Annotated in this window: 9 protein-coding genes; 8 read left to right on the forward strand and 1 reads right to left on the reverse strand. The window is 38.6% G+C overall.

The window, feature by feature from the left end:
- Positions 1–178: 178 nt before the first annotated feature.
- The 8 genes from OSJ91_RS03950 to OSJ91_RS03985 all read left to right on the forward strand — a co-directional run bounded on the left by OSJ91_RS03950 (position 179) and on the right by OSJ91_RS03985 (position 10795).
- A complete protein-coding gene (locus tag OSJ91_RS03950; protein ID WP_485891041.1) occupies positions 179–970 on the forward strand; it encodes a phosphotransferase in 792 nt (263 codons plus the stop codon).
- Between the two features lie 155 nt (positions 971–1125).
- Positions 1126–1491 carry a nuclear transport factor 2 family protein gene (locus OSJ91_RS03955; protein WP_485891843.1) on the forward strand — a complete coding sequence of 122 codons (366 nt, stop codon included), beginning with the start codon at positions 1126–1128 and terminating at the stop codon, positions 1489–1491.
- Between the two features lie 510 nt (positions 1492–2001).
- A complete protein-coding gene (locus OSJ91_RS03960) occupies positions 2002–3495 on the forward strand; it encodes an aldehyde dehydrogenase family protein (protein ID WP_485891042.1) in 1494 nt (497 codons plus the stop codon).
- A gap of 143 nt (positions 3496–3638) precedes the next feature.
- Positions 3639–4541 (forward strand): 4-hydroxy-tetrahydrodipicolinate synthase, encoded by a 903-nt coding sequence (gene dapA, locus OSJ91_RS03965; protein ID WP_485891043.1) that lies wholly within the window; start codon positions 3639–3641, stop codon positions 4539–4541.
- A gap of 46 nt (positions 4542–4587) precedes the next feature.
- A complete protein-coding gene (locus OSJ91_RS03970) occupies positions 4588–5979 on the forward strand; it encodes a flavin monoamine oxidase family protein (protein WP_485891044.1) in 1392 nt (463 codons plus the stop codon).
- A 417-nt stretch (positions 5980–6396) separates the two neighbouring features.
- Complete coding sequence (locus tag OSJ91_RS03975) at positions 6397–7773, forward strand: MFS transporter (RefSeq protein ID WP_485891045.1); 1377 nt, start codon at positions 6397–6399, stop codon at positions 7771–7773.
- A 608-nt stretch (positions 7774–8381) separates the two neighbouring features.
- A complete protein-coding gene (locus OSJ91_RS03980) occupies positions 8382–9293 on the forward strand; it encodes a DMT family transporter (protein WP_485891046.1) in 912 nt (303 codons plus the stop codon).
- Positions 9294–9883: 590 nt separating this feature from the next.
- Positions 9884–10795, forward strand: coding sequence for a MurR/RpiR family transcriptional regulator (locus OSJ91_RS03985; protein ID WP_485891047.1), 912 nt, complete (start codon positions 9884–9886; stop codon positions 10793–10795).
- A 280-nt stretch (positions 10796–11075) separates the two neighbouring features.
- Here the strand turns inward: OSJ91_RS03985 and OSJ91_RS03990 are convergent, their stop codons facing one another.
- Complete coding sequence (locus OSJ91_RS03990; RefSeq protein WP_350299195.1) at positions 11076–12299, reverse strand: IS110 family RNA-guided transposase; 1224 nt, start codon at positions 12297–12299, stop codon at positions 11076–11078.
- Positions 12300–12492 lie beyond the last annotated feature (193 nt).

Here is a 12492-nt window from a genome sequence, read left to right on the forward strand (position 1 = left end):
ATCGTGCGCGATTCTTGAATAAGGTTCGCTTTTCTTATAGAACTAATGGGTGCGTTAGCTGAAGATCGGAGCTGTCTTTAAGGCAGCTCTTTTCTTATGGAACTATCGGGGCAGGATAGTTGGACAAACAGGAATTGGTTTACGGATATAGAAAGTCATAGTTGGGAGGAATATATAGATGTCAAACCATGAAAACGAAGAGATGCTAACAGGAGGGAATGTTTCTAATGTTTGCCATTCGGGAGATACAGTGCGACGGGAATTAAAGCCAGATAGTCCCAAAATTCATAAGCTATTAAAGCATTTGGAGAACAAAGGTTTCAGTTATGCACCAAAGTTTTTAGGTATTGATGAAAAAAGAAGAGAGATATTATCATTTATTGAAGGAGAAGCGGGTAATTATCCTTTAAAGGAATACATGTGGTCTGATGATGTCTTAATGGATATAGCGAAAATGCTCCGTCTTTATCATGATTCTGTCAGTGATTTTTCATTTGATGGTAGCTGGGAATCGATAGATAACACCCCCCAACAATTTGAGGTACTATGCCATAATGATTTTGCAATGTACAACATTATTTTTAATCATAAAAGACCAATAGGCATTATTGATTTTGATGTTGCTGGACCTGGTCCAAGACTTTGGGACATAGCTTATACTCTTTATACTTGCGTCCCCTTAAGCAGAGTTTATCTTTCTGAAACAGGTGAGAAAGTTTATTATAATTCATTACAGCATGCTAACCGTATAAAACGAAGAGTTAGATTGTTTTTTGAATCTTACGGTGAGGGAATAGAAGAAAATTATTTGGAAATGGTATTGCTGCGATTAGAAGGTTTATGTAAAACCATTACAAGAAGAGCCAGGGAAGGTGATATTGCTTTTCAAAAAATGATTGCTGAAGGGCATCTTAAACATTATCAAAATGATATCAATTTCATTCGACAACATGGAAAAGAGTGGATTTAAGGGTAGGTTTTTGTTGAACTAACCGGTGCTTTACTTCATTGACAGAAGCTGATCAGCAGCTCCTTTTTGCAACAAACGGGGCAGGTTAGCTTGAGGAGGGAAAAGCGAGTATTTGGGATGTTTTGATAATGGACAGTAAAAAAGGGGAGTGGAAAATGGAAAGTGAATCTTCGTTAGAAGAACATTTACGTCAACTGGAAGAGAAGTTGTTAAAACCAGAAATTCGTACATCTAAAAAAGAGCTTAATAATTTACTTGCAGACAATTTTTTTGAATTTGGAAGTTCTGGTAAAGTCTTGTACAAAGATGAGGGGATTGGTGAAGAAGGAATAGGTGAGGTAAAGATGACATTGAGTGATTTTGAAATACATCCATTGTCTGAAGGAATAGTGTTAACTACCTACCGAATATTTAACGAAGGTAAAAAACAACATTCATTGCGAAGTTCAATTTGGAAATTTAGAGATGGAAGGTGGAAAATGTTCTTTCACCAAGGTACAAAAACAACTCCTTCGCTTTAGTTTCTTAATGAACTAACGGGTGCGTAGCTTAAGATCGGAACTGTCTTTTAGGCAGTTTTTTCTTTATGGAGCTATCGTAATTGTACATCCTTCACAAAGTAAGAAAAAAAGCCAACCTCTACTGAAACTATGCTCCATTTTTCGAAAGTATAAAAAAGTGCCTATGCTGCTATTAGGCGGCCCCGGTATTGTACCGGGGCCATTTTCTTTAGTCCCCATTGATAACGACACTCATTGTATTCTTCTATAACTCAATTAACTTCTTCCTTCACATCCGTTAAATTAGTTTTTTACGTTTTCAGCCAATTAACATTAGTATGCCTGAAAATACCCGAATGTTAGATGTTATGAATATAAAACGAATGAATAAAAATATTCCCTTTTAAAAAAAATGGTTTACAACAATTCATTTTGTTGGTAACATTTGTTTTAATAAATAATTTGAAAAATTCAGTTATTTATCGTTTGGAAACAGAAACTATTAAAAACTAAAAAGGAGAGATAAATAAAATGGAGGCAACTGATTACAAATTAAAACCGAAAGTAAAAAAATTCTTGGAAGAATCTATAGGTCTATATATTAATGGAGAATACGTACCAGCGGTTGGTGGAGAAACATTCGATGTCATTAACCCTGCTACTGAAGAGGTAATTGCACAAGTTAGCGAAGCACAAACTGAAGACATCGATATTGCCGTGCGAGCTGCAAGAAAAGCATTCGATGAAGGTGAATGGCCGGAAATGAAAGCGGCTACACGTTCGCACCTTCTTTATAAGTTCGCAGATCTTTTGGAAGAAAACCGTGAAGAGCTTGCGCAACTCGAGTCCCTTGATAACGGTAAGCCATATAAAGTCGCATTAACAGATGATGTTGATGGTTCAATCCAACACTTCAGATATTATTCGGGTTTCGCAACGAAAATACAAGGAAAAACGACACAAGTATCGCCGGAATATGTGAATTACACTGTGCATGAACCTGTCGGGGTTGTAGGCCAGATTATCCCTTGGAACTTTCCTCTTTTGATGGCTGCTTGGAAGCTGGGATCGGCTCTGGCTGTTGGTTGTACAGTGGTTATTAAACCGGCAAGTGAAACACCACTTTCTCTACTCTATATAGCAAAACTGTTCAAAGAAGCTGGTTTTCCGGACGGCGTTGTTAACATCACTCCTGGCTCCGGTAGAGTTGCTGGAGAAGCAATTATCACTCATAAAATGGTGGACAAATTGTCGTTCACTGGATCAACAGCTGTCGGAAAAGAAGTCATGAAGAAAGCTGCAGATCAAATCAAAGGAGTCACGCTTGAGCTAGGTGGTAAATCACCTGCAATCATCCTGGAGGACGCCAACCTAGAAGAAGCGATTGAAGGGGCATTCAATGGCACGATGTACAACCATGGACAAAACTGTAGTGCTTGTACACGTATCTATGTTCATCGTAAACATTACGAACAGGTAGTGCAGGCATTGGCAGAACGTGTGAACATGTTGAAACTGGGCCCAGGAATGGATCCGGAAACAGATATGGGTCCCCTCGTCTCAGCAAAACAGCAACAAGCTGTTCTTGGCTACATCGAGCAAGGAAAAAGAGAAGGCGCACGTCTTGTTACGGGAGACGAAAATGCATTTAATAAAGGCTATTTTGTTCCACCAACGATTTTTGCGGATGTAGAAGATGACATGGCCATTGCGCGTGAAGAAATCTTTGGTCCAGTAATGTCGGTTTTGGTTTTTGATACGGTTGAAGAAGTCATTAAAAGAGCAAATGATAGCGATTATGGTTTAGCAGCTAGTGTTTGGACAGAAAATATAAAAACCGGTCACTATATTTCCCGAAAACTGCAAGCAGGGACAGTTTGGATCAATGACGTTGGTCTTGAGTGGGAGTCAATGCCCTTCGGAGGATACAAACAATCTGGTATTGGACGCGAAATGGGCGGAGAGTATGGCTTAGAGAACTACACGGAAGTGAAAAGTGTATATGTGAATCTTAAACAAAAGTAGACTGGGAAATTTTAAAATCATGCAAGTCCGTAAAAACTATACACCACCTATATAGATAGATGTAGCTTTTCCATGTGTTTTATCAAGGTTCAAGAAATCAATTGCTAGAAAATCTTTTTAACATGTATGAGGAGGAGAAATATATGTATAAACCATTTGGAATGATTCCAGCTTTACCAACACCTATGAATGAGGATAACAGTATTGATTATAAGGGGCTTGAACAAATAATAGAACATTTGATAAATGGAGGAATGAACTGTCTTTTAGTGGGAGGAAGTACTGGAGAATACTCACTAATGAGCATGGAAGAGCGAAAAGAAGTAATTAAATTTGTGTGTGAAACATCAAACGGTAGATTACCAGTTATGGCGGGTACAGGATGCCACCGAACAGAAGATACAATTGAACTTACTCAATACGCAGCTGAAGTTGGTGCAGATTGTGCCTTGGTCATTAATCCTTATTATATGACAACTAGTAGACAGGGAATTATTGATCATTACAAGGCAGTGGCGGAAAACTCCAGCATTGGGATTGTCATCTATCATTATCCAGATGCTACAGCTGTTGAACTTGATCCAGAATTAATTAATGAAATAAGTCAAATAGATGGAATCGTTGGCATTAAAAATACTGCTGATGGACAGCATACTTCTAAACTTATTGCATTGACAAAAGACAATCCTAACTTTGCGGTACTTACTGGATTTGAACATTTAATCTTACCTACATTAGCATTAGGGGGACATGGTGCTGTTGGATTAGTCCACAACCTGGCTCCGAAAAAAATAGCAAAACTATATGATTTGATCGTAAATGAAAACAACTTAAAAGAAGCAACTAAATTAAATCAGCAATTGCTGGATTTATATAATGTTATTGAAGAAGAAACGATTCCAGGAACATTAAAGGCAGGCTTGGAAGCACTAGGATTACCAGGAGGATCAAGTAGATTACCACTAGTGCCTGCTTCCGAAAAGTTCAAATCAAAGATTGAAACAATATTAAATGAATTAGGGGAACTAAGGTTGAAACAACATTAATTGAATTAGGAGAATGATAGACATACAAGGGATGGGAGGAAATCCAATGAAAGATGTAATTATCATAGGCGGCGGACTTGCTGGTTTGTCTGCTGCCTGGCGCCTTAAACACCATGATATTTTACTTTTAGAATCCGATGATCGTATTGGCGGGCGTGTACGATCTGAACGCCGAGGAGATTATTGGTTGAATTGGGGCGGACATCTATATGCTGGAGCTGGTTCAGCTACAGATGAATTATTTCAATCTGTAGGCATAACTGCATTACCTGTACCAGGAATTTTAACGGCAATGTCTTTGAATGGGAAGTTGCTTTTAGATGGTCCGGTTGAACTGTATCCATTTAGGGCCCCTATGGCATGGAAAGCTAGATTTGCTATGATACGTGCAGGTGCTAAAGTGCGTTCAGCTGTTATCAAGTATGGCAAAGTAGCAAAAAAACGTCCGGGAGAGGACTATAGAGTTCGACAACAACGAATTTTAGAATTTATGGGTGATCGAACCTTTGCCGAATTCACTGGTGAATTACCACCAGATGCAGATGCCATTTTTAGACCTACAGTTAGCCGTTCGACTGGCAGTCCTGAGACGATGACTGCAGGATCAGGTGTAGGATATTTCCACACTGTATGGAACAAAGATGATGGGTTAGGGAGAAATATTGTTGGGGGAGCATCAACGCTTACAAACACGATTGCAACAACATTAGGTGAGCGGGCTCAACTAAATGCAAAAGTTTCAGAAGTTCTTCAGAAAGAAGACTCTGTCGTCGTACACTATACTCAAAATGGCGTGAAGCATGTGGTGGAAGCACGTTATGCAGTCCTCGCGACTCCTGCCACAATTACAAAAAATATTGCGAAAAACATTGATCCGGAAATCGCAGACGCTCTTGGTAAGGTTAAATATGGTCCACATGTTAGTGCAGCATTTTTAACAAATGAAACAGGACCTCAAGTTTGGGATAACGTATATTCTTTTGCTACGCCTAAAAGGTCATTTGACATTATTCTTCATCAATCTAATCTAGTCCGTTCAATAGAAACTGAGAGACAGCCAGGTAGTAGTCTTATGACATTTTCACCGGGGGAAAGCGGGCGTCGGCTAATGGATAAATCTGATGAGGAAATTATTCAAATATATTTGAAAGATTTAAATGAAATATTTCCTGGTTTTAGTGATCATGTAGTGGAGGCCCACGTAGAAAAATTTCCATTCGGATCCGCTTATATTTTCCCAGGTCGTGCAGAAATACAACCAGTTTTAACAAAATCTGCGGGTCGATTGTTCTTGGCAGGTGATTATTTAGGCTCCTATTATACGGAAACAGCCATTCAAACAGGATTCACTGCAGCCCAGAGTATTAATAGCTTCCTGGATTTCGAGCTTCCCGCGTCCCAAAAAGAGAAGAAATTCAAGACTGTAGTTTCTAATTGATTACCATGGTTTTGTTGAGAGAATCAGTTAAACTCATGTACTTGTTAAACCGACAGCAAAATTGGTCCTTTTTTACAGTCCATGATGCAACTTTATGAGGGATTTCCCAGTTCCTTCAGTTGAGCAGATGTGCTGGATTCGTCCATTCGCCGGAGTTCCCTTTTCTTGTTCTTGAGACAGAAAAGGAGTCGTCCCGGTGAAGCCCCATCCTGTCTAAATTTTGTGACATACTTAGGAATTGTCAATTGAAGTTAACGCAGGAAGTACAATACTTAAGCAATAACCCTTTCTATAACTTTGATGAAGTATAATACATGCGCAAAATGGAAGCGTTATCTTTATAACCAAGGTGCTACTTCGCTATTAGGAGCAGATGAATCGAAATTAAAATTTTTTTAAAATAATGGGAGGGAATTTATGAATAAAGTCCGTACAATGGATGAGCTGCCTTTAAGTAGATTCCATTATAAAATGTTTGCCTACGCCAGTGGGAGTACATTCATTGATGGTTATATTATCGGAATTATTGCGGTAGCACTTTCTGTCATGCAGTCCCAATTCGATATGTCTTTGACCATTATGGGGTTGATTGGGATGGCAACTCTTGCGGGTATGTTTGTTGGTGGAATAATAGGGGGCTATCTTACAGATATTATCGGCCGGAAGAAGATGTTTCTCATCGATATGCTTATCATGGCTATTGTGTCAATCCTTCAGTTTTTTATCGAAGATCCCATTCAGTTAATAATTTTGCGATTTATTTTAGGTGTTGCAATAGGGGCAGATTACCCAATTGCAGGAGCGTTGATGGCGGAATTTTCTCCGAAAAAAAATCGGGGTTCCTTGCTTGGAGGGCTTAATGGACTCTGGTATGTCGGTTACGCCAGTTCCTATTTAGTCGGTTTCTTTTTGCTATCCATAGGTGATACGAGCTGGAGATGGATGCTTTTAAGCAGTGCGATTCCAGTGATCATCATGCTTGTCGCACGTTTAAATATGCCAGAATCCCCTCTTTGGCTGGCTAGCAAAGGAAGAGAAAAAGAAGCAAACGCCATTGTTCAGAAAATATTCGGGGATCATGTCATCATGTCAGACGAACCAGAGACCAAGGAGAAAACCGCCTTTCTCGATATGTTTCGAAATGGTTATGGAAAATGGATATTTTTCGTGTCTGCATTCTGGTCGCTTCAAGTTATCCCCACCTTTGGAATAGGAACCTATATCCCTGAGATCCTTGCACAATTTGGTTTCGCTAATGGAACGAGGGAATATCTGGGGTCGGCAGTCATTAATATCGTCTATCTTGTCGGCTTGCTTCCTGCTCTTTATTTAATTGAAAAATTTGGGAGAAGACCTACGCTTATTTTTCCGTTTTTGGTATCTGCCATCTCTTTATTCGTACTGGGAGCAACCTCTGGAATGAATACATCGTTTGTTTTTATCCTAGTCCTCTTTATAATATATGGAACGTTTAATACTGCGATGGGAGCTCATGATTGGATCTATCCTAACGAGCTTTTCCCCACTCATATTCGGGGCACGGCAATGGGCTTTATCACAGGAGTAACCCGTATCGCCTCCGCCATCGGAACGTTTTTCTTTCCGTTCATTTTGGAGAATTATGGTTTGGCAGCTACGTTGTATATTTGTGGGGCCTTGTTCTTCATTGGATTTTTAATCTCTCTCTTCATGGCCCCGGAAACAAAGAATATGAGTTTAACGCAAACCAGCTCCATCAACAAATCCAGAAATAAAAGACAAGACAGCTTCGCACCGAAAAAAAACATTAATTAGAAAAGAGAGAGCTTTTAACAAGATTTAGAGAAAAGTATTTTGTCTTCGTTTGGAAGGAACGGTGTTGATAGGAGGTGAAAACGAGGGAGAATTGCTGGAACCAATGAGATGCTGAATGTCTGGAGAGGGTTTGACCCGGCTAGTGGCAAAGTGATTGGCCGGCCTCATTCCCTTTATAGGAAAAGTCATGCCTTTGTGTGAAGGGATCCAGCAAGGGAAGTACCGTACTATTGGATGCAATCGTTACGGGAAATGCCCAGCCGGCTTACCTCTAAAACGAAATCCTAGCCTTGGGAGTGGTCGACTGTTAAAGAACTGAAACGTTTCCCTGGGGTATATTTTATGAGTGATGAACATAACACTTATCATGAACAAAAGGAGGCGGAGGAGCATGACTCATCATGACATTTGACTCTGCTTCCGTTCAAAAAAAATCTCTGCATGTTAATTTTATCAATATTTAGATTTAATAAAACCACTAGTCATCTTCCGCCTAGACGGATAGGTGGCTTTAAATTTGATGTTATAGTTATGGGGATTCATACTTAATGGAAGCTCAATATTTTGAAGATTGAAATTAACGTACAACTGAATAGGGGGTGAATGAAATGAAAAAATCATCGGGCCTGAGAGTTTACTTCATTACAATTGCTGGTGCGGTATGTTGGGGGCTTATTGGTTTATTTATTGCTCCACTGTATGCTCGCGGCTTCACGGCTTGGGATGTAGTTGCCATTCGAGGTATCTTTACCTTTGTAATCTTAATTCTACTTATGGCAGTTTTTTATCGTGATCAGTTACGTACCAGATTAAAAGATCATATTTTTTTCGCTGGTGCGGGAATCTTTAGTATCGCCTTATTTAATTTTTTTTACTTTGAAGTTTTTTCTCAATCGAGTTTATCCCTTGCAGTAACACTTTTATATACAGGTCCCTTGTTTGTAACCATCCTATCTCGGCTCTTTTTTAAAGAGCCCTTGACCATTCGTAAAGGCTGGGCACTTGCTCTTGCTATTACAGGTTGCGCATTTGTTGTAGGTTTACTGCCATTCGGCCAAGAAAGTATACCTTTGAATACCTTGTTAATGGGGATTCTATCTGGATTTTGTTATGCGTTGTACAGTATTTTCAGTAAACCTGTAACGAAACGTTATTCTGCATTGACAATTACCACGTACACATTTTTTTATACGAGTATTTTCATGTTATTGACAAGTGACATAATAAGAAAGACCGATAAATTTCAATATGCAGATGTTTGGATGTCAGCGGTGTTGTTAGCGTTAGTATCAACGGTTGCAGCTTTTGTTTTGTACACTTCAGGACTAAAGTATTTAGAAGCTAGTAAGGCTTCCATTTTAGCAACGATAGAACCAATCGTTGCAGTAGTAACTGGAGTACTTTTTCTTGGGGAGCATCTGCGGGGATGGCAGGTGTTAGGGATCGCATTGGTTTTGTATTCAGCAATTCTTGTCGCAGGCGGACGGTCTAAGAGTAAGAAAGCTGTTGATATACAATGATGGTCTGGATTGGAGCCCGATCTCCTATCACTTGAAGTGAACCCGAAAAGTTAGACACTTTATTTAATTAGCAGCCTTGAGGGAATGAACCCGGTAATCCACCGGGCTCATTCTTTTTAATTCTCTTTGATTCGTCTGTGTGATTATGAATATAATCTTCTAGTTCTTGTTTTAAATGCTCAAGCATCTTGAAGTTAAGGAATAAATAGGACGTGATTCGATATTGTTAGCAATAATCTCCCCATTAAATAAGTCAAGAATGGACATAAATACAATTTCAATAGAAGAAGTATGGACAAGATTCAAACAAGGATCGGGAGAAGACCAAGGAAGAGAATTTATTTAAAGCACGATCCTTTGTTATTACTAATCTAATAAACAAAATGTATCCTCCCCAAACTCCCGTGAGAACCCATTTGATTTTTCCGTATACACACCCATTCCTCCGGCTACCTTAACCTATAAATAATTGGCTAATCAGATGAAAGGATTCACCTTATAATACGAACCGGCGCCATTCAGAAGTGTCCTTTTTGATTCCGGCCATTTTCTTTTAATATAAGATATAATGAACCCAAGGTGGATCAATTTTGACGTATAATCTGCAAATTGAAGGTGAAAAGGGGATTGTAATGAGTTTATATAATCAAACAACAACCATTAATAAAATAGTTGATATTAAAGATTCTTTACCAAAAAAACAAAGACAGTTATGCGATTATATTCTAAAAAATTATCAGTCAATAGGATTAATAACAATTAAAGAGCTTGCCGATAATGCCGAAGTTGGAATTTCAACTGTGGTGCGTACGATAAATGCATTAGGGTATGAAAATTTTAATGACTTACGAAAAGATATCTATGATGAATCGGTGCCTTCTGTCTCAAAATGGACATTGAAGAAGTCTTTTACAGAAATACAAAATGAAGGAGGGAAGGTTCCAACCTTAGTGCAGGTTTGGAAAGAATCAGTTAATTTATTAAACAAATCATTAGATGATAATTTAATGGAAAATTTCGAAAATGCAATTGATTGCATTTTAAAATCAGGTTATATCAATGTTTTAGGTACTAGACCTTATAAAGCAACTGCATTATATTTCGAACTGTTGCTTCAAGAATTCTATCCCAAGATAAGGCAACTAGGCCATGATACGGAAGTGATTTATGACAGGATTTTGCAATTTGAAAAGGATGAAACTTTAGTAGTTTTTGCATTCGAACCCTACACTAATCGAATTATCGAAGCAGTAAAGCTGACCTATGAACTAGGCAATAGCATTATATTGATAACAGATCATATCTCATGTCCAATTATTTCATATGCGTCTGTAACGTTGAAAGTAGAGGTTAGTGAAGAACAATTTTCAGTAATACCTATTATGGCATTAATTGATGCATTGGTAATTGAAATTGGTAAACGGTCATCAGAAGAATCGATTAAAAAGTTGAAAAGACTTGAACAAACACTTATAGAAAAGAATATAACGTTTACTTATTAATACTAGAAAATGGGGATTGGTGTTGAGTTAGTAAGAGAATGAACGATATGGATTAGAAATTGTTCCTTAACGTATGACCATAAACATAAAAACTTTTATGAAACTTGTGGCTTTAATCCCTGTTCAGGAGGGGTGTGAAAAAAATTTTAATGAACTACCATGAAAATAGACTTCTGGAATTTAGGGGAAAAGGCAATACTTAAGAAGACGCAGCTCATTGTTTTTTTAAAAAGGGGAGAGCGCCTAATTTACTGATTTATTGTAGGTAAGTGGACTGAATTTAAGATGCTTCAGGTTCTTGTAACGTAACTGTGTATCCTAAACTTTCAAGTCTTCTTAGTGAGTGCCGAAAAATTGATTGTTGTCTCTGCTTATCAAAGTAGTCTTCGCCTAAGTCTACATACATTTCTTTTCGAGTTAAGAGATAATAGGAGATACGTAACATGGCATGAGCGACTACTATTCCTGCTCGTTTCTTACCTTTTCGTGATGCTGTACGCCTATACAGTGCTCCGAGATAGTTTTTAGATCCTCTTACAGAATGAGCTGCTTCTGTTAATGCTGATCTCAAATACTTGTTTCCTTTTTTTGTTTTAGCCGATTTTCTTTTTCCCGCACTTTCGTTATGCCCAGGAACTAGTCCTGCCCAAGAACACATATGAGCTGCACTTGGAAACTGTTTCTTAATATCAGTCCCAATTTCAGATAAAATTTGCTCAGCCATTCTTGTAGCTATGCCAGGAATAGAGTCTAATCGTTCCACATCTTCTTGATAGGAGCTTACTCTTTCCTCGACCTCTTGGTCGAGCATCTCGATTTGCTCTGTTAAAAAATCAATATGCTTTAAAATGGTTTTTAACATGAGGCGTTGATGCGAATTGATATAACCTTTAAGGGCGAGTTCTAGTTCATCTTTCTTCTTTTTCATTGTGCGTCGAGCAAAGTTTGCTAGTTTTTCAGGGTCTTCTTCACCTTCGGCAATTGCGTTAAGCATGTCACGAGCCGAAACACCCATAACGTCTGAAACCACTGAGCCTAGCTTAATATTTGCGCCCTCTAACACTTTTTGGATGCGATTATGTTGTCTAGCACGTTCTTCAATGATACTTCTACGGTACCGAACTAGTTCACGTAGTTCCCGTTGATTTCGATCTGGAATGTAACTAGCTTTTAGAAGTCCATGACGAAGAAGTTTGGCAATCCATTCTGCATCTTTAACATCTGTTTTACGCCCTGGCACTGCTTTCATATGTTGAGCATTCACAACTAAAAACTCAATCTCTTCAGCTTCTAATAAATTAACAATAGGTTTCCAATATACACTGGTACTCTCCATGGCAACATGAGTACAGTTATTCTGTTTAATCCAATCCACTAACTGAATTAGAAAAACAGTTTTTGTTGAAAACGTTTGAATCTCCTTTCCTTCTGGTGTCATAATACATGCAGTAATATTGTCCTTATGGACATCCATACCACATGCTCTTTCAATGACTACTTCCATTGAAAACATCCTTTCTACGGCTCTCAATATAATTGGAGGCTGGTGCAAAAACCAGAATAGGATTAATCTACCATGTGTGCTTCCCGTAAGGGAGCGACAGTCAGTGGTGCACCTTGGTCGTTGGAGTCAGACTAACGGATGGGCTCTAACGCACCATAGTTCATCGACCTTCCTCTCCCAGCCGTAGAATCAG

The organism is Bacillus sp. T-10(2022), assembly GCF_056502895.1.

What these genes read in the sequence shown, in the direction of transcription:
- OSJ91_RS03950 (WP_485891041.1), top strand. Translation starts at nt 179, where the DNA reads ATGTCAAACCATGAAAACGAAGAGATGCTAACAGGAGGGAATGTTTCT.
- OSJ91_RS03955 (WP_485891843.1), top strand. Translation starts at nt 1,126, where the DNA reads ATGGAAAGTGAATCTTCGTTAGAAGAACATTTACGTCAACTGGAAGAG.
- OSJ91_RS03960 (WP_485891042.1), top strand. Translation starts at nt 2,002, where the DNA reads ATGGAGGCAACTGATTACAAATTAAAACCGAAAGTAAAAAAATTCTTG.
- dapA (WP_485891043.1), top strand. Translation starts at nt 3,639, where the DNA reads ATGTATAAACCATTTGGAATGATTCCAGCTTTACCAACACCTATGAAT.
- OSJ91_RS03970 (WP_485891044.1), top strand. Translation starts at nt 4,588, where the DNA reads ATGAAAGATGTAATTATCATAGGCGGCGGACTTGCTGGTTTGTCTGCT.
- OSJ91_RS03975 (WP_485891045.1), top strand. Translation starts at nt 6,397, where the DNA reads ATGAATAAAGTCCGTACAATGGATGAGCTGCCTTTAAGTAGATTCCAT.
- OSJ91_RS03980 (WP_485891046.1), top strand. Translation starts at nt 8,382, where the DNA reads ATGAAAAAATCATCGGGCCTGAGAGTTTACTTCATTACAATTGCTGGT.
- OSJ91_RS03990 (WP_350299195.1), bottom strand. Translation starts at nt 12,299, where the DNA reads ATGGAAGTAGTCATTGAAAGAGCATGTGGTATGGATGTCCATAAGGAC.